Origin of the sequence: Acinetobacter oleivorans DR1 (assembly GCF_000196795.1) — a bacterium.
GTDB lineage: Bacteria > Pseudomonadota > Gammaproteobacteria > Pseudomonadales > Moraxellaceae > Acinetobacter > Acinetobacter oleivorans.
This window is the reverse complement of the sequence record NC_014259.1, coordinates 654524-671978: the sequence shown is the minus strand read 5'-3', so window position 1 is coordinate 671978 and position 17455 is coordinate 654524. Positions and strand designations below refer to the sequence as shown.

The window sequence follows — 17455 nt, the reverse complement described above, 5'->3', positions numbered from 1 at the left end:
ATCACACTTTAATTAAAATTATCATTTTTTTTATAATGACTATATTTTTATTCAGCTAAATAATAACTAATATATTAAAGATTAATTATTTAAAAATAAGCAATTTAGCTTTCTTTTTTTGGGGATATTCAATGAATAATCGGATGAAATATGCCTTTTATAGGAACTGCTTGTCTGTATCTATAGGCATTATTTCCTTCGGTTCGCTCTATTTTTCAACAACCTTGGCTCTAGCGGATACTTCTAAAGTGGTCTGGTATCGTTATTATGATCAACACGGTACGGCCAATATCAGTACATCTGTCACTCCTGCTCACATTCGTTACGGTTATGAAGTTCTAGATCAAAATATGCAAGTGATTAAAAGAAATCACTCTTATAGTGCCGAGGCTGATTTAAATCAATCAAGTCAACGAGCATTATCGGCACGGCATAGAGAACTAGATATCAAATTAAAAAATGCTTATAGCAATAGTAAGACAGCCATGCTTAAAAGAGATCAAGCATTACTTGCTATAAAGAAGCAAATTAACTATCAAGAGGAACAACTCGACCAGTTACAACAAGACAAAATTTTATTTAAACGTCAAGAAATGGAATATTTCAGAAAGAGAGAAGTCATTCCTGAACGACATAAGACTTTGATTGAAAACAATCTAAATAATATTTACAGAGTCAAACAGACACTTGAAACACTTTCCAAGACTTACAAACGTACCAATAGCGAGTATGAAAACATTATCGAACGTTTAAAAAAGCTTGAATAACTGTAAAGGTTTATCAAGAATAGGGGCAAAATAAAATTTGAACTATAGGATGATGCTGTATGCACAAGATGCATCTCACCCCTTCCACTATTTTTAAACTGAGTATTATTAGTGTATGTTTGATTTTAGCTGCATGTAATCAGCAAGAAACGACTAAAACAACGGCATCAGCTCCAGCAAAAATTGAACTCATTCCTCAAGACCTGATTGCAGTTAAAGAAGGAGCACTTGACTCTCAAACTGCATTTACGGGAACCATCCGTGCGGTTCAGCAAAGTTCAATTCAGGCTCAAGTGAGCGCCACAGCGACTACTGTAACTACAAATGTTGGTCAACAGGTACAAAAAGGCCAAGTTTTAGTGAGATTGAATAATCAAGACAATGTTGCACGATTAGCACAAGCGCGCGCTAACCTCGCATCAGCTCAGTCACAAGCTGAACTTGCACGCAATTTAATGAACCGAAAGCAACGACTTTTTAATCAAGGGTTTATTGCTCGTGTCGAGTTTGAACAGAGTCAGGTTGACTATAAAGGACAACTTGAAAGTGTAAAGGCTCAACAAGCGAATGTTGATATTGCTCGTAAGGCTGATCAAGACGGCATTATTACCAGCCCAATTTCAGGCGTCATTACTAAGCGACAAGTCGAACCTGGTCAGACAGTATCAGTTGGTCAAACATTATTTGAAATCGTAAATCCAGACCAACTTGAAATACAAGCCAAGTTACCAATTGAGCAGCAGTCTGCTCTTAAAGTCGGTAGCAGCATTCAATATCAGATTCAAGGAAACTCTAAACAGTTAAATGCGACGCTTACACGTATTTCACCTGTTGCAGATCAAGACAGCCGACAAATCGAATTTTTTGCCGTTCCTAAAGAAAAAATTGATTCGTTAAGCATTGGCGCTTTCATTAATGGAAATATTCTTCGTAATGACACTCAGCAAGGCCAAACGATTCCTTTAGATAGCATTCAAAATATGCAACATGATCCTTTTGTATGGGTGGTACGCAATCACACCATTCAAAAAGTTAAAATTCGTGTGATTGAACAGCGCTATAACGACAATATTGCTTTAGTTGATGGCCTACAACGCACAGATCTAGTGAGCCGTATTCAATTTGATGATTCCGACATTAATAAAAAAGTGACGGTTACAACCGAAAAAAATAAATAAGGTAGCAAATAGCATATGTGGTTTACTCGAATCAGTGTGAAATACCCCGTTTTTACTATTATGATGATGATCAGCTTAATGGTACTCGGGTTAGCTTCTTGGAAACGGATGACGGTTGAAGAGTTTCCGAACGTCGATTTCCCATTCGTAGTAGTGACTACGCAATATGCTGGTGCTTCACCTGAAGCTGTCGAATCAGATATTACAAAAAAACTCGAAGATCAGATCAATACAATTTCAGGGATTAAACAAATCACTTCACGCTCAAGTGAAGGCTTTTCAATGATTGTGGCTGAGTTTAATCTCGATACTTCATCGGCCCTTGCAGCACAAGATGTTCGTGACAAGATTGCTCCAGTCACAGCCCAATTTCGTGATGAAATTGATACACCGATTGTACAACGCTACGACCCTTCTTCTAGCCCGATCATGTCAGTTGTATTTGAATCAAGTAGCATGAGTTTGGCTCAATTAAGTTCATATGTAGATAAACGTATCGTGCCGCAGCTTAAAACCGTGTCTGGTGTCGGTAATGTGAATTTATTGGGGGATGCCAAACGGCAAATACGAATAAAAATTCTTCCTGAGCAACTGCAAAGTTACGGTATTGGTATTGATCAGGTCATTAATACGCTAAAAAATGAAAATATTGAAGTTCCCGCAGGAACCTTACAACAAAAGAATTCTGAACTGGTTGTACAGATTCAATCAAAGGTCATTCATCCACTTGCTTTTGGTGACTTGGTGATTGCCAATAAAAATAGTTCACCAATTTTTCTAAAGCAAGTTGCAACGATTGAAGATACTCAAGCCGAATTACAATCAAGTGCATTTTATAATGGAAGAACAGCGGTCTCTGTCGATATTTTAAAGAGTTCTGATGCCAATGTGATTCAGGTTGTTGATAAAACCTACCAAACTTTAGAGAAATTAAAAACACAAATGCCTGCGGGTTTAAACTACAAAGTTGTGGCCGATAGCTCCAAAGGAATTCGTGCTTCAATTAAAGATGTGACCCGTACTATTATTGAAGGTGCTGCCTTAGCAGTTTTAATTGTTCTATTATTTTTAGGCTCTTTCCGCTCTACCGTTATTACAGGCTTAACCTTACCGATTACTTTGCTAGGAACCTTAACGTTCATTTGGGCTTTTGGTTTCAGCATTAATATGATGACGTTATTGGCCCTATCGCTCAGTATTGGCCTCTTAATTGATGATGCGATTGTGGTTCGGGAAAACATCGTAAGACATACTGAACTTGGCAAAGATCATGTGACTGCTGCCTTAGAAGGCACGAAAGAAATCGGTTTAGCCGTACTCGCAACCACGCTTACCATTGTGGCCGTATTTTTACCTGTCGCCTTCATGGGCGGGTTGATTGGACGTTTCTTTTATCAGTTTGGTGTAACGGTGAGTACAGCCGTTTTAATTTCAATGTTTATTAGTTTTACGCTCGATCCGATGCTTTCTGCTCACTGGAAAGATCCAGTCAAGAAAAAAGATAATTGGTTACAACGCTTTTTTAACCATATTTCTAATGTGTTAGATCGACTGACTCATGTTTATGAAAAGCTCTTAAAGCTGGCTTTACGTTTCCGTTTTATCACAGTCATTATTGCAATTGTTTCACTATTTGCTGCACTAGGACTGTCTAAACTAATTGGAACTGAATTTGTACCGACCCCAGATAAAGGTGAAGTTCGTATTCAGTTCGAAACTCCTGTAGATGCATCTTTGGAATATACCCAAGCGAAATTACATCAAGTCGATAAAATTATTAGGCAGTTCCCCGATGTGGTCTCTACTTATGGCGTGGTCAACAGTGAAGTAGACTCAGGCAAGAACCATGCAGGTTTAGGTGTGACCTTGAAGCCAAAACAAGAACGTAGCTCAGATCTGAATACACTCAACAATGAGTTCCGTGATCGTTTACAAAGTGTAGCGGGTATTCGAGTGACTTCTGTTGCAGCCGCGCAAGATTCTGTCTCTGGCGGACAAAAGCCAATCATGATCTCTATTAAAGGATCTGACCTAAATGAGCTACAGAAAATTTCAGATCGTTTTATTGCTGAAATGGAAAAAATTAAAGGTGTAGTTGATTTAGAAAGCTCATTGAAAGAACCCAAGCCGACTCTGGGTGTCCACATTAATCGTGTACTGGCAAGTGACTTAGGTTTATCCGTTTCTCAGATTGCCAATGCGATTCGCCCATTAATTGCGGGTGATAATGTCACAACTTGGGAAGATCGCGATGGCGAAAATTATGATGTGAATGTACGTTTAAATGAAAATAAACGTATGCTTCCGCAAGATGTGCAGAACCTATATCTCAACTCCAATAAGACCAATGCGACTGGGCAAAATATATTAGTTCCACTTAGCGCAGTTGCAACAACCGAAGAAAAACTCGGTGCTTCACAAATTAACCGACGTGATCTTGAGCGTGAAGTACTGATTGAGGCAAATACCTCAGGACGACCTAGCGGCGACATTGGTCAAGACATCGATAAAATGCAAAAGGTATTTAAACTACCTGCTGGATATACATTTGATACTCAAGGTGCCAATGCCGACATGGCTGAATCTGCTGGATATGCATTAACAGCCATTACCCTCTCAATTGTGTTTATCTATATTGTTTTAGGTTCTCAGTTTAATAGCTTTATTCATCCTGCTGCAATTATGACCTCTTTACCATTGTCACTCATTGGTGTTTTTCTTGCCCTATTCTTGTTCAAAAGTACCCTAAATCTATTTTCGATTATTGGCATTATCATGTTGATGGGGCTAGTCACTAAAAATGCGATTTTGCTTATTGACTTTATTAAGAAAGCAATGGATCAGGGGACAAGCCGTTACGATGCTATTTTACAAGCGGGCAAAACACGTTTACGTCCAATTTTAATGACGACAAGTGCTATGGTGATGGGGATGGTTCCTTTAGCTTTAGGTCTTGGCGAAGGCGGTGAGCAAAGCGCACCAATGGCTCACGCTGTGATTGGGGGAGTAATTACCTCTACCCTATTGACTCTTGTGGTTGTACCCGTCATTTTCACTTATCTAGATGACTTGAAAAACTTTATGCTGCGTCAAACTCGACGATTCATGTCATAATGCAGCGATTATCGTATAATCTGCGTTTTTATAACGCTTAACTTTTAGGACTTTTTCCATGCGCGCAAGCCGCTTTTTATTTGCAACGTTGAGAGAAACCCCAAATGATGCTGAAGTGATTTCACACCAGCTCATGTTACGTGCGGGGATGATTCGTAAATTGGCATCTGGTTTATATACATGGCTGCCGATGGGAACACGTGTGCTTAAAAAAGTAGATGCGATTGTTCGTGAAGAAATGAACCGCTCAGGCGCAATGGAAGTATTCATGCCCGTGACTCAACCCGCAAGTCTTTGGGAAGAATCGGGTCGATATGAACAATATGGTCCTGAATTATTACGCTTTAAAGATCGTCATACGAACCCATTCGTACTTGGGCCAACGCATGAAGAAGTTATTACAGACATGGCGCGTAACGAACTTAAAAGTTATAAGCAGCTTCCTGTAAATTTCTATCAAATTCAAACCAAATTCCGTGATGAAATTCGTCCACGTTTTGGTGTAATGCGTTCACGTGAGTTCATCATGAAAGATGCTTATTCTTTCCATGCAACTCAAGAGTCACTACAAGAAACTTATGACGTAATGTACGACACCTATAGCCGTATTTTCACTCGTTTAGGTTTAGATTTCCGTCCAGTACAAGCCGACACAGGTTCTATTGGTGGTTCAGCTTCACACGAATTCCACGTATTGGCTGCTAGTGGTGAAGATGACATCGCATTTTCAACTGAATCTGATTATGCAGCAAACGTTGAAATGGCTGAGGCTGTTTTAGTGGGTGCACGTGCAGCACCGACACAAGAATTTAAATTGGTTGAAACACCAAATCAAAAAACAATTGATGATGTATGTCAGTTCTTAAATGCTGATCCAAAGCAATCTGTTAAAGCTTTATTGGTTCAAGGTGTTGCTGACGAAAAAGGTAATGTTCCTGTTGTTGCTCTATTTGTACGTGGTGACCACGAACTTAATGAAATTAAAGCTGAGAAGCATCCTTTAGTGGCTGCCCCTCTTACTTTTGCAACTGAAGCACAACTTCAAGCATTTGGTTTAACTGCTGGGTTTACAGGTCCACAAGGTTTAGTTGAAAAAGGCTTAACTGTAATTGTTGACCGCGCTGCATCTGTTCTTTCAGATTTCGTTGCTGGTGCAAATGAAGCTGATAAACATGCTGTTGGCGTAAACTGGGAACGTGATGCGCAAATTACAGAAGTTTTTGATTTGCGTAATGTCGTTGAAGGTGACCCATCTCCAGACGGTAAAGGCACGCTACAAATTAAACGTGGTATTGAAGTAGGTCATATTTTCCAACTTGGTACTAAATACTCTGAAGCTTTAGGCTGTAAAGTTCTAGGTGAAGATGGCAAACCATTTACAGTAACCATGGGATGCTACGGTATTGGTGTAACACGTGTTGTTGCAGCTGCAATTGAACAAAACTACGATGACAAAGGAATTATGTGGCCACAAGCCATTGCACCTTTTGAAATTGCAATTGTTCCAATGAATGCGCACAAATCTCCACGCACTCTTGAAGCAGCAGAAGCACTTTATGCAGAACTTCAAGCTCAAGGTTTTGATGTGTTGCTTGATGATCGTAACGAACGTCCGGGCGTTAAGTTCTCTGACCTTGAATTGATGGGTATTCCACACCGTATTGTGATTGGTGAAAAAGGTCTTGATGCTGGTACTTTTGAATATAAAGGCCGTCGCGATGCTGAAGCGAGCAATTTAACGAAAGAAGAACTTTTAGCTAAGTTAGCGCGTTAATAAATAGACAAATAAAAAAGCAGCTTCTTAAAGCTGCTTTTTTTAACTCAATTTTTATGCCTGAACCGTTAAGTCTTTAATAGTTGTCGATGAACCATTGGTTTTAACAGACTCAATTCCTTTATCACGTGAAGCTTCGCTCGCATAGAATTGACTTGTGCCAATAATTTGATGATTTGCAGCTTTTAAATTGAAATAAGGTTTCCCATTCTTTGCAGTTAAACGCTCATATCGTGCGTCATCACCACTATTTTTCTGAATTGATTCAATACCATTTACCGCAGAAGCTTTTGCCTTATATAGCTCGCTATTTAAAATAGGTTCACCATTTCCTGCCTTTAAAATAAAGCGGTATTGTCCATCACTCGCTAGTGAAATTTCGTACCATCCTGCCATAAAAACCTCATTTTTTTGTTGGTGTGGGTATGACTTTCGTTATTATTCTGGACGAAAGTTATTTGTTATTTATGACAATATAAATGGGCTATCATTCTTTGAATAGCCCATTTTTTATACTTTTTCGTAATAAAATTATAATGATGTTAGAAATTTAAAAAGTAGAGATATAAGTGCATATCTCTACTGAAATGTAATTAAAATTAACAATTTAAGCTTTTTTTACAAATTCAGATTTTAACTTCATCTGACCAATACCATCAATTTTGCAATCGATATTGTGGCCATCACTTGCATCTGGAACTAAACGAATCGTTTTTACTTTCGTGCCTACTTTTACAACTGAAGATGAACCTTTAATTTTTAAGTCTTTAATGACAGTTACGCTGTCGCCATCAGCTAATACATTTCCATTAGCATCTTTAATAATTTCTTGTTCTTCAGCAAGCGATGCATCCCCTTCTTTCCACTCATTGGAGCATTCAGGACAAATCAATAAGTCGCCATCTTGGTAAGTATATTCTGATTGGCATTGTGGGCAGTTTGGCAAAGACATGAAAAAATCTCAAAAAGTATATTATGCGAGATATAACTCATTTTTTAAAGTTTTAAATAAAAGACTTTTACCAAAAAAAATTTATACATTCATTTTGAGTTTTTACTTAATAAATATTCTTTCAAAATAATTGCATGGTTATTTTCAACATCTTTTGCTGAATATAAAAGCGTCACTGTATGTTCTACTGCGATGTGTTGTAACTCTTCAACTGCGGAGTTGGTTTCAAGCTCTTTTAAATAACGCTGCTTAAATTCTTCCCAATGATCTGGCGTTGCTGCATGGAACCACTTGCGCAGTTCAGTTGAAGGGGCCACTTCTTTTAACCACAAATCTAAATGAGCATTTCCCTTACTAATCCCCCGACTCCATAGGCGATCAACCAAAATTCGCTTCCCATCACTAGGCTCAGCTTTTTCATAAATTCTTTTAATATGTATATCCATAATCTTTCTCTGTGTAAGTTTTACATTTTAGATAAACCCTATAAAAGAAAAGTGAGCAGATTTTAGCTCCACTCACTTTTTAAATATTTCATTAAAATTTTAGAAGGTTTATTGGTCAGGGATATCTGCTTCGATTAACAATGTCAGTAAAGATAAAGATTCTTGCCATCCTAAGTAGCAGGCTTCTACAGGAATAACTTCAGGTATGCCTTCTTGCGTAATATGTACTTCTGTACCTACCAATACGCTTTTTAATGTAATAGTAACCTGCATAGTCCCAGGTAAATTTGGGTCATCGAATTGATCGTTATATCGAATTAATTCATTTGGAACTAATTCAACATATGTTCCACCAAAAGCGTGTGTTGAACCTGTCGAAAAATTGGTAAAACTCATTTTGTATGAGCCACCAACACTTGCATCAAAACTATGAACCTTGGCAGTAAAGCCATGCGGCGGTAACCACTTGACTAAAGCATCTGGGTCTAAAAATGCACGGTAAACTCGCTCGGCTGGAGCCTTAAACACGCGATGAAATTTTACTGTTCCTGTTGCCATCATATTCTCCTTATTTTAATTTCTTTCAAATTATCGAAATTATGCTTATTAGCTTAAACCTTCCGATTTATGCGAACGTATATTTTTGGTGTTTTTTCAAACAAAATACTTTTTTCAGGCGAAATCAAATTACGAAAACTAGGGCTGATTTTTTAGTAAAAATGGAGCAAAATAGTCAGCAATCATAAAGAAACATATTGAATTTGAGATTAATCATGAGTCTGCTCGCTTTCTCCTCATATGCTTTAAACGGTATAGATGCACAGAAGTTTTTACAAGGCCAGGTTACTGTAGATACTGAACGTTTAGCTGAAAATGAAACTCGCTATACAGCCATTTGTGATCTTAAAGGTCGTATTCACTTTGGCTTGTGGCTAAAAAAGATTAATCCTGAAAGTTTTGAAATTGTAGTTGCTCAAGATCAAGCTGAAGAGTTTGCCAAACATATTAAAAAATTTGGTGCTTTTTCGAAAATGACTTTGAGTGAACAAGGTGCTGTGTTTCCAAAATTTGTGAATCATCAAACTGAGTTTAGTACAACTGAAACTGATATTTCTGAATGGCAAAAACAAGCCATTATGACTGGTCAAGCATGGATTACACAGGCAACTGAACATGAGTTCCAACCACAAGAATTGCGTTTACATCAACGTGAAGGTGTCAATTACGATAAGGGCTGTTACTTAGGTCAGGAAATTGTGGCGCGTCTTTGGTTTAAAGCAAAACCAAAACACTGGTTACATCTGGTTCAGGGTACAGGTGAAGCACCTGCTTCAGCAACTCAACTAAATAACGATATTGAAGTCGTTAATAGTATTGCAAATGATCAAGGTTATCTTGCTTTAGTTGTTGCTAAACCTGCTGCTCTACAAGAGTTGGGGCTTCAAATTCTTGAGTTACCTGAAGCTTTAAGTGGCGATGTTGCAAGACCACAATAATAATTTTATTAGCTCGAATTGCCCACTTCTAAGTTAGTGGGCTTTTTTATAGATACAAAACACTAATGATTTCATTAGATTAGAACATCAATTTTTTAAGTTTTATATGCCATCATTAGCCCTGTTGAAATTAAAGAGAAAAAAGATGAAAACTAAACTTGCTACACTCATGTTGAGTCTGGCTATTTTCGGTTCTGCTCATGCTGACGTTAAAGCCCTTGAACAAAATCTTAAGACGAATTATCCAGATTTGCCTGTAAAAGGTGTTTATCAATCTCCTGTACAAGGCATCTATGAAGTGTACACAAGCGGCCGTATTGTCTATACCAACCAAGATGCTAAGTACTTTTTTGTTGGTAACCTAGTCGACATCAAACAACAAAAAAATATGACTGAAGAACGTATTGCCGAACTGGGCAAAATTGACGTTAAAAGTTTGCCATTAAATCAGGCCATTAAATATGTAAAAGGTAAAGGCGAACGTACGATCTATGTCTTTAGTGACCCAGATTGCCCATATTGCCAGCGCTTAGAGCAAAATATGGTTGGTGTTGATAACGTAACGGTATATGTGTTCCTTTATCCTCTTACTAGTTTGCATCCAAATGCTGAAAAAGTTTCAAATCAAATCTGGTGCTCAAAAAATCCAGCAGAAGCTTGGACAAACTACATGCTTAACCGCAAATTGCCGACTAATAGCAAAAGTTGCTCAAGCCCAATTCAGAAAAATATCGCTTTAGGTCAAAAATTAAATATTGATGGAACACCTACCCTGTTCTTGCAAGATGGCCAAAGACTCTCTGGTGTTCCAAGTGATGCCAAGCAAATCGAAGCATTACTTCAGTCAGCAAAATAATAATATTACCCGCTCCATTGTATGAATGTGAGTGGGTATTTTTTCTCCACAATTTGCCCAAAGTGCAGCGCTTTATATACAAATCGGCTGTTTACTTTCAGCAATCAATATTTATGATGAGAAATGAAACTATTTAATGCATCAATGGAATGATGTAGCTACGAAGTAAAAGGTTAAAAAGAAATGAAGAAATTACTAATCGCAAGCCTAATCACCCTTTCAAGTGCATCAATTTTTGCAGCTGATAACACGGCGACTGCTGCTAAAACCGATGTTTTCAAACAAGCTGAACAACTCTACGCAGCAAAAAATTACTCTGCTGCATTTCAGGAAATGCAACGCCTAGCACAAACAGGTAATGCCCAAGCCATCTATAACTTAGGCTATATGACTCAAATGGGCCAAGGTACAGCAAAAGACTCTTCTAAAGCCCTCAAGTATTATGAAGATGCTTCAAATAAAGGGTACGCCCAAGCGAGTTACACGCTTGCACAAATTTATGAGACTGGTGAATTAGGAGTTGCCAAAGACAGCAGCAAATTCAGTCAATATATTCAAAAAGCATCGGCTCAAGGCTCTGATGATGCAACTGTGAAAATCGCGACGATTTTATTTGCTCAGAAAAAACCGCAGTCACATCAAATTGCCCTTCAAAAGTTAGCGCCTTTAATTAGAAAGGGTAACTATCCAGCGACTCAGGTGAAAGCACTTTATGATATTAGCCAAGGTGTGGAAAATAAAAATCCGTTAATGAAACGCCAAGGTATCGAAGCTTTGCAATCGATTGCTCAAAAAGGCTACGCTCCTGCGTCTATGGCTTTAGCGACCATGATGGCGAATGGCAATATCATTCCGCAAAATTTACCTGAGGCCAAAAAGATCTTTACTGAACTTGCCAATCAAAATGTTCCTAACGCTAAAGAGTCTTTAGCCTCGGTTGATAAGATTATTGCAGAAAAAAGTAAGCAGGCTGCAAATGCTCCCGCACAACCAGCACCAAAGAAATAGTACTAGCCCCTTACGGGGCTTTTCTTTTACCACCACAAAGCAATAAGCCCGCTAACGCCAATAAAACCAACAACTGTACTAATCATAAGCGGTGTTAATGCTTTTTCATTTAATCCATAAGCCTGTCCAAAAATTCCGAAAGCAATCGGCATTGGTAAAGCAGCAATTAATGTTCCTGCGTAAAGCATCTCACGACTTACATTTGGAGTGATCAAAAAGAGAGAAAAAATAACAGATGGCATAAGAATAACTTTAAATATCGCCAACAAAATGCTTTCTGTATTTACTGTAGTGATTCCAATACCCACTAAACTCCCACCAATTGCAAACAAAGCCAAAGGCGAAGCTGTGCGTCCAAGTAACTCTAGAGACTGATCAAGCGTTGTAGGAAGATTAACATCGAAAAGAATACATCCCATTCCAACCAAAATCGCGATAATGACAGGATTCTTGAGTAAGTTTAAAAAAGTCTGTTTTAAAAGCGGTAAAAGATTTTGTTGTTGATGTAAACCAGCTTCGGCCAGAATGAGCATCAGTGCCACAATCAATAAATTTTCAATGATGAGTGTTAAAGAAATATAAATCGCAGCATGATTACCTATCAACATGGTTAAAATAGCTGTTCCCATAAATCCAGTATTGGACATAGATGCGCCCATCGAAATCACGGCGCTATGAGTTAAACTATTTTTAAAATATTTTCGATAGAGAATAAAAGCCAAGAAAAATAAAATTAAAGACCCACCGCCATAAGCAAGAAAATAAGCAGGGTGCCAAATGTCTTGTAAGTTTTTATTTGCCAATGAGTGAATTAAAAAAGCTGGTAAAGAAATTTTAATTACAAATGCGCTAAGAGCCCTGATCTGTTCAGGCGTTACCAATTTGATGAGGACACAAACATAGCCCATCAATAGCAATATCAAGATAGGTAAAATAACCTGAAAAACCACTGACCGTCCTCACTTAGCGAAAGAAAAATGGGCAAAGATAACTTTGCCCAAAACAATTAAAAAGAGTTAAAAAGCTGCTTTAATCCATGAGGTTGGCAACGTAAATACTGAGGCGCAATTTTAACTTCTGCACCTAAAGCTGCTGCTGCATGCCAAGGCCATCTTGGGTCATATAACATTGCACGAGCAAGACCAATAGCATCAGCTTGCTGGTTTTCCAAAATTTGTTCGGCATGTTCTGGCTCAGTAATTAAGCCTACAGCAATGACTGGAATAGACACATGCTTTTTGACTTGTTCAGCAAATGGAACTTGGTAACCTGCCCCAATCGTAATAGATTGATGCTCGTGCAAACCACCACTAGACACATGCACATAGGCTGCGCCCAATTGCTCTAAAGCTTTTGATAAACCAACTGTAGATTCAACATCCCAGTGCTCGATGCTCTCTAACCAATCAGTCGCAGAGAGTCTAACACCAACAGGATAACCTTCAGGTACAGCGAGTTTAATTGCCTGAAGAACCTCAAGAGTCATACGCATACGGTTTTCTAAAGAACCACCATATTCATCAGTACGCTGATTGGCAATTGGCGATAAGAATTGATGTAGTAAGTAACCATGTGCAGCATGAACTTCAATCAACTCAAACCCAGCTTCTACAGCACGTTTTGCCGCTGCTGCAAAGTCTTGTTGAACTTGTTTAATCTCAGCAATGGTCAAAGCATGGGGTGCTGCATCATGAACAGAAAAAGTACTTTCACTTGGTGCAACCGTTTGCCAACCATGAGGCTGATCTTTTGCAATCTGACCTTTACCTAACCATGGCTTTTCAGTAGATGCTTTACGCCCTGCATGTGCTAACTGAATTCCAAATGGCATTGGTGAAAGTGTATGAACCTTAGCTAACAACGTTTTGATTTGGTCACGTTGCTGATCATTCCAGAGCCCAAGGTCAGCATAGCTAATCCGACCTTCAGGTTGTACAGCAGTCGCCTCTACAATACAAAGCCCAGCGCCAGACAATGCATAATTTGCCCATTGCTGTTCATGCCAATAGGTAATTTCACCATCATCTGTTGCCGAATATTGGCACATTGGAGCAATTACAATTCTATTGACCAGTTGTAGTGAACCAAAGTTAACCGTTTCAAATAATTTCGCCATTTTTAATTCCTAGAATTGCTTAATTACACGTAAACCTGCACTCCAGTTACGTCCATCCGCTGGTTCAAAATAACGTCCATTACCATCATTTACGATCACTGAACCTGCATAGTTTTTATCAAATAGGTTATCAACACGGGCAAAGCTATTCACTTTCCAGTCGCCCATTACCCATGCATAACCCACATTAGCTGAGGTTACACTGTAGCTTGGTGCCGCGTCACTGTTGGTATCATTCACGTATACTTTATCCATATACTGTACATCTACACCGCCATATAGACCGTGCGATGGCTGCCAAGCTAAAGAGGCATAAGCCTGGTTTTTAGCAATTCCTGGAATGGCATTACCCGATGGAATTTGAGCAATACTTCCTAAAGCTGGAATATCAGCATCAAAAGTTGCATCTAAATATGTATAGCTAGCAGTCGCTGTTAAATCTCGCCACAACTTTTTATTCCATGCAAACTCTACGCCTTCACGTAAGGTTTTATCTGCATTACGAAACGTTGATCGTCCATTTGAGTTGCCCGCAGAAACGATGTCATCTTTGGTTTTAGTTTGAAAAACTGCCAAAGTAAAATCACCAAATTGGTTTTGTGATTTTAAGCCTGTTTCATAGGTATCGCTTGTGGATGCGGTTAAATCAAAATTAAAACCACTTTCTCCATCTGGACGATATGCCATTTCAGTAAAAGTTGGCGTTTCAAATCCTTTGGCATAACTCACATAAGCCATGAGTTCAGGTAAAATTTGCCAGCTTAAAGCAGCCGAAGGTAAAACTTTATCGTAATCAGTCTTACCACTATCGTCGCCATTACTTAAATAGTTATCTTTAGATTTGTAATGGACATTGCTATAACGAACACCCGTATCTAAACGCCAAGTTGGTAAGAACTGCCATGACGCTTGTAAATAGGGGTCGATATTCCACAAAGTATTATCTTCATCACGACGCAAATTACCTTTGACGCCATAAGAAGGCTGCCCGTTTACTAAATTAAAGTTTTCAAAACCTTTACGATCTTCATCCATTGCATCGAGTGCAACACCAACACTTAGAGTAGTATTAGGAAGTAACTCTTTGCCCGTCCAACGGAAATCAGCACCATAATAATCACGCTCAAAATCAATTACCCCGCCTGCATGATTGATGCTGGCATCTTGTGTTGATTTAGGTATAGATTGATATTGAGTGACTTGGCGATTACCTAAATATGCCATGGCATAGAGTTCATTTTTATCATTAATCGGTTTAGACCAAGTCACACCCGTTTGAGTTTGTTCAATATCTTTACGGACATTAAATTGCTTTAAGAATGGAACTTGTTGCTTTGGATTAGCATTCCACTGGTCATGTGTTAAACCCTGCGGGTCATCTGCATGAATTTTGACATAGTTGGTTATCCAGTTGATTTTGCTACCATCATTAAGATTCCAACTGAGCTTTGCATTATTTAATACTTTTTCTGCACCACTATGTTCTCGGTAACCATCAGTATCGAAGTATGATGAACTAATAACATAGCTTGGTTCATTCGCACCCTTTGCCCCACCTTGTAGCACGAGTCCCGCTCGGCTTTTATCGTGACTGCCTCCCGAATAACTCAGCTCAATTGAATCTTTTCCTTGTCCTTCTTTAGTAGAAGTTAAAATTGTCCCGCCAGATGAGTTTCCATATAGTGATGAAAAAGGTCCCGTTAGAACTTCAACATGATCCAAACTACTTAAATCGATATTAGACGTTTGACCCTGTCCATCTGGCATCGTAGCAGGAATACCGTCCACATACAGGCGAATGCCTCGAACACCAAAAGTTGAACGCGCACCAAAACCACGCATAGATAACTGTAAATCTTGTGCATAATTTTCACGATTGCGAAGCTGTAAACTCGGTATACCCTTCACAACTTCGGTTAAATTTACTTGTGAAGAAGTATCGACTTGAGGTGCATCTATTCGAAAAACCGAAGCTGGCGTCTGCAAATAGGTTGTATCGGTACGAGTTGCTTCCACATGTAACGTTGGCAATACAGTCACGTCTTGGGTTAAGTCTTCTGCCCAAACAAGTGGGCTAGAAATGCAGCCCATACTCATCAAAATACAGTAATGAAGTCGATCTAAGCGTAATAAGGACATGCTTATTTCCTTTATTTATATTGTAGTTATCATAACAAAAAGCGGTGTCTTGTCTGGATATTGAATTCGATCTGCATTGTTGTAAATCTAGAACACTCTTCATCGATATCTAAAAACTGATTTCCAGATTAGAATTATCGACTCAAAGATGGGTGGTCTTTCCAGCAATATCGTTCAGGCCAATCTTTTGCTTCTTCGGCATAATCAATTCCAATCCGTGGCGTCAACACTACTTCTGGCTGTATCGAAGCTGCCTCAATCCACAGTCCCGTTTCTTCACCTAAAGTCTGGCCTTTTAAAGTTCGATCAATACCCAAATAGCGTGTCAATTTTCCGGGTCCAGCTAGAAGCTTATATTCTTTTTTTGTTGAAGCACCATTTAAAAATACAGAACGAATCATGACCCCTTCAGGGATGCCTTCTGTCTGAGTAATCAGATTGAGCATTTCATACATGCCATAAATTAAGTAGACATAAATCGTACCACCAGAGCGATACATTACATCTGTTCGTGCTGTGCGCTTGTCATTGTAGCTGTGGCAAGCTTTATCCCGAACACCCAAATAAGCTTCTGTTTCACTAATTGTGCAACGTATGACTTGACCATCAGGTTGTCGCTTACATAATACGCAGCCAATTAGGTCATAAGCCACTTCTGAGGTTTCACGTTGAAACCAGCTTAATGGTAAAATATCTGACATAGTAATCTCTGAAATATTACATACCACACGTTATACTTGATTAATCCAGTATATCTGTTAATTCTGCGAGTTGGCATGCCTGAGTTACCCGAAGTCGAAACAACCAAAACCAGTTTATTTCCTCTATTGAATCAAAAAGTTCTAAGTGTTGAAGTACGTAATCCGAGCTTACGTTGGCCTATCCCCGATGATATTCAAAAACTCATTGGGCAACGTCTCATTGGGTTGAATCGACGTTCAAAATATATTTTGGCAGAGTTTGAACAAGATCAAATGCTCTGGCATTTAGGCATGTCAGGTAGCTTTCGCCTGTGCCAACCAAATGATGAGCTGAGAAAACATGATCATTTAATTATTCAATTTGAAGATCAGCAATTACGTTATCATGACCCTCGTCGTTTCGGTTGTATTCTTTGGCTTAACCCTGAAACTCAAGGCAAACTTATTGATACTTTGGGACCTGAGCCTTTAAGTGCTGACTTTCATGCAGAATATTTAGCTTCCAAACTCAAGAATAAGGCTGTCGGCATAAAAATTGCACTCATGGATAATCATGTAGTCGTCGGTGTAGGCAATATCTATGCAACTGAAAGCTTATTTAATGTTGGCATTCACCCAGCACAACCCGCTGGTGATTTAAGTATGCAACAAATTGAAAAACTCGTTGTCGAGATTAAACGCATTTTAAAGTCGGCAATTGATTTAGGTGGCTCGACATTACGAGACTACAGCAATGCCATGGGAGAAAATGGTTATTTCCAGCAAACTCTACTTGCTTATGGTCGTGCTGGAGAAATGTGCATTAACTGTGAAACCACATTAGAAAACTTAAAACTTGGTCAACGTGCCAGCGTATTTTGCCCACAGTGCCAACCGCTTAAAAAGCTGAGAAAGCCTTAATTTTTTGG

The 17455-nt window shown here is 38.8% G+C and carries 16 protein-coding genes; 8 read left to right on the top strand and 8 right to left on the bottom strand.

Features of this window, described 5'->3' with window-relative positions; translation table 11 throughout:
* Window positions 1–131 precede the first annotated feature (131 nt).
* From AOLE_RS03235 to AOLE_RS03220, 4 genes are all read left to right on the top strand, one after another.
* Window positions 132–767: a hypothetical protein gene (locus AOLE_RS03235; RefSeq protein ID WP_013196908.1), complete on the top strand. Its 636-nt coding sequence runs from the start codon at window positions 132–134 to the stop codon at window positions 765–767.
* 68 nt (window positions 768–835) lie between these two features.
* Window positions 836–1945 carry an efflux RND transporter periplasmic adaptor subunit gene (locus tag AOLE_RS03230; protein ID WP_081399256.1) on the top strand — a complete coding sequence of 370 codons (1110 nt, stop codon included), beginning with the start codon at window positions 836–838 and terminating at the stop codon, window positions 1943–1945.
* Between the two features lie 15 nt (window positions 1946–1960).
* A complete protein-coding gene (locus AOLE_RS03225; protein WP_013196906.1) occupies window positions 1961–5059 on the top strand; it encodes an efflux RND transporter permease subunit in 3099 nt (1032 codons plus the stop codon).
* A 58-nt stretch (window positions 5060–5117) separates the two neighbouring features.
* Window positions 5118–6833: a proline--tRNA ligase gene (locus AOLE_RS03220; RefSeq protein WP_013196905.1), complete on the top strand. Its 1716-nt coding sequence runs from the start codon at window positions 5118–5120 to the stop codon at window positions 6831–6833.
* Window positions 6834–6887: 54 nt separating this feature from the next.
* Here the strand turns inward: AOLE_RS03220 and AOLE_RS03215 are convergent, their stop codons facing one another.
* The 4 genes from AOLE_RS03215 to AOLE_RS03200 form a co-directional block, all read right to left on the bottom strand.
* Entirely contained in the window at window positions 6888–7229 is a 342-nt protein-coding gene (locus tag AOLE_RS03215) for a YegP family protein (RefSeq protein WP_005309794.1), read from the bottom strand.
* Window positions 7230–7440: 211 nt separating this feature from the next.
* Entirely contained in the window at window positions 7441–7785 is a 345-nt protein-coding gene (locus AOLE_RS03210) for a zinc ribbon domain-containing protein YjdM (protein ID WP_013196904.1), read from the bottom strand.
* An 89-nt stretch (window positions 7786–7874) separates the two neighbouring features.
* Window positions 7875–8231 carry a DUF488 domain-containing protein gene (locus tag AOLE_RS03205; RefSeq protein WP_013196903.1) on the bottom strand — a complete coding sequence of 119 codons (357 nt, stop codon included), beginning with the start codon at window positions 8229–8231 and terminating at the stop codon, window positions 7875–7877.
* 108 nt (window positions 8232–8339) lie between these two features.
* Window positions 8340–8792, bottom strand: a complete 453-nt coding sequence (locus tag AOLE_RS03200) for an SRPBCC family protein (protein WP_081399109.1) — start codon at window positions 8790–8792, stop codon at window positions 8340–8342.
* A gap of 212 nt (window positions 8793–9004) precedes the next feature.
* Between AOLE_RS03200 and ygfZ the strand changes: the two genes are divergently transcribed.
* From ygfZ to AOLE_RS03185, 3 genes are all read left to right on the top strand, one after another.
* Window positions 9005–9727 (top strand): CAF17-like 4Fe-4S cluster assembly/insertion protein YgfZ, encoded by a 723-nt coding sequence (ygfZ, locus tag AOLE_RS03195; RefSeq protein WP_013196901.1) that lies wholly within the window; start codon window positions 9005–9007, stop codon window positions 9725–9727.
* 145 nt (window positions 9728–9872) lie between these two features.
* A complete protein-coding gene (locus AOLE_RS03190) occupies window positions 9873–10583 on the top strand; it encodes a DsbC family protein (RefSeq protein ID WP_005309781.1) in 711 nt (236 codons plus the stop codon).
* A gap of 183 nt (window positions 10584–10766) precedes the next feature.
* Window positions 10767–11591 carry a tetratricopeptide repeat protein gene (locus tag AOLE_RS03185; protein WP_013196900.1) on the top strand — a complete coding sequence of 275 codons (825 nt, stop codon included), beginning with the start codon at window positions 10767–10769 and terminating at the stop codon, window positions 11589–11591.
* Between the two features lie 26 nt (window positions 11592–11617).
* On the opposite strand, the gene AOLE_RS03180 is transcribed toward AOLE_RS03185, so the two are convergent.
* The 4 genes from AOLE_RS03180 to AOLE_RS03165 form a co-directional block, all read right to left on the bottom strand.
* Window positions 11618–12541, bottom strand: a complete 924-nt coding sequence (locus tag AOLE_RS03180; RefSeq protein WP_013196899.1) for an AEC family transporter — start codon at window positions 12539–12541, stop codon at window positions 11618–11620.
* Window positions 12542–12597: 56 nt separating this feature from the next.
* Window positions 12598–13707 carry an NADH:flavin oxidoreductase/NADH oxidase gene (locus AOLE_RS03175; protein WP_013196898.1) on the bottom strand — a complete coding sequence of 370 codons (1110 nt, stop codon included), beginning with the start codon at window positions 13705–13707 and terminating at the stop codon, window positions 12598–12600.
* Between the two features lie 9 nt (window positions 13708–13716).
* Window positions 13717–15846: a TonB-dependent receptor family protein gene (locus AOLE_RS03170; protein ID WP_013196897.1), complete on the bottom strand. Its 2130-nt coding sequence runs from the start codon at window positions 15844–15846 to the stop codon at window positions 13717–13719.
* A 134-nt stretch (window positions 15847–15980) separates the two neighbouring features.
* Window positions 15981–16547: a DNA-3-methyladenine glycosylase gene (locus AOLE_RS03165; RefSeq protein ID WP_013196896.1), complete on the bottom strand. Its 567-nt coding sequence runs from the start codon at window positions 16545–16547 to the stop codon at window positions 15981–15983.
* Window positions 16548–16622: 75 nt separating this feature from the next.
* Between AOLE_RS03165 and mutM the strand changes: the two genes are divergently transcribed.
* Window positions 16623–17447, top strand: coding sequence for a bifunctional DNA-formamidopyrimidine glycosylase/DNA-(apurinic or apyrimidinic site) lyase (gene mutM, locus AOLE_RS03160; RefSeq protein ID WP_013196895.1), 825 nt, complete (start codon window positions 16623–16625; stop codon window positions 17445–17447).
* Window positions 17448–17455: the final 8 nt, after the last annotated feature.

Excerpts from the sequence above, each read along its gene's own strand:
- AOLE_RS03235 (WP_013196908.1), top strand. The coding sequence starts at position 132 with ATGAATAATCGGATGAAATATGCCTTTTATAGGAACTGCTTGTCTGTA.
- AOLE_RS03230 (WP_081399256.1), top strand. The coding sequence starts at position 836 with ATGCATCTCACCCCTTCCACTATTTTTAAACTGAGTATTATTAGTGTA.
- AOLE_RS03225 (WP_013196906.1), top strand. The coding sequence starts at position 1,961 with ATGTGGTTTACTCGAATCAGTGTGAAATACCCCGTTTTTACTATTATG.
- AOLE_RS03220 (WP_013196905.1), top strand. The coding sequence starts at position 5,118 with ATGCGCGCAAGCCGCTTTTTATTTGCAACGTTGAGAGAAACCCCAAAT.
- AOLE_RS03215 (WP_005309794.1), bottom strand. The coding sequence starts at position 7,229 with ATGGCAGGATGGTACGAAATTTCACTAGCGAGTGATGGACAATACCGC.
- AOLE_RS03210 (WP_013196904.1), bottom strand. The coding sequence starts at position 7,785 with ATGTCTTTGCCAAACTGCCCACAATGCCAATCAGAATATACTTACCAA.
- AOLE_RS03205 (WP_013196903.1), bottom strand. The coding sequence starts at position 8,231 with ATGGATATACATATTAAAAGAATTTATGAAAAAGCTGAGCCTAGTGAT.
- AOLE_RS03200 (WP_081399109.1), bottom strand. The coding sequence starts at position 8,792 with ATGATGGCAACAGGAACAGTAAAATTTCATCGCGTGTTTAAGGCTCCA.
- ygfZ (WP_013196901.1), top strand. The coding sequence starts at position 9,005 with ATGAGTCTGCTCGCTTTCTCCTCATATGCTTTAAACGGTATAGATGCA.
- AOLE_RS03190 (WP_005309781.1), top strand. The coding sequence starts at position 9,873 with ATGAAAACTAAACTTGCTACACTCATGTTGAGTCTGGCTATTTTCGGT.
- AOLE_RS03185 (WP_013196900.1), top strand. The coding sequence starts at position 10,767 with ATGAAGAAATTACTAATCGCAAGCCTAATCACCCTTTCAAGTGCATCA.
- AOLE_RS03175 (WP_013196898.1), bottom strand. The coding sequence starts at position 13,707 with ATGGCGAAATTATTTGAAACGGTTAACTTTGGTTCACTACAACTGGTC.
- AOLE_RS03170 (WP_013196897.1), bottom strand. The coding sequence starts at position 15,846 with ATGTCCTTATTACGCTTAGATCGACTTCATTACTGTATTTTGATGAGT.
- AOLE_RS03165 (WP_013196896.1), bottom strand. The coding sequence starts at position 16,547 with ATGTCAGATATTTTACCATTAAGCTGGTTTCAACGTGAAACCTCAGAA.
- mutM (WP_013196895.1), top strand. The coding sequence starts at position 16,623 with ATGCCTGAGTTACCCGAAGTCGAAACAACCAAAACCAGTTTATTTCCT.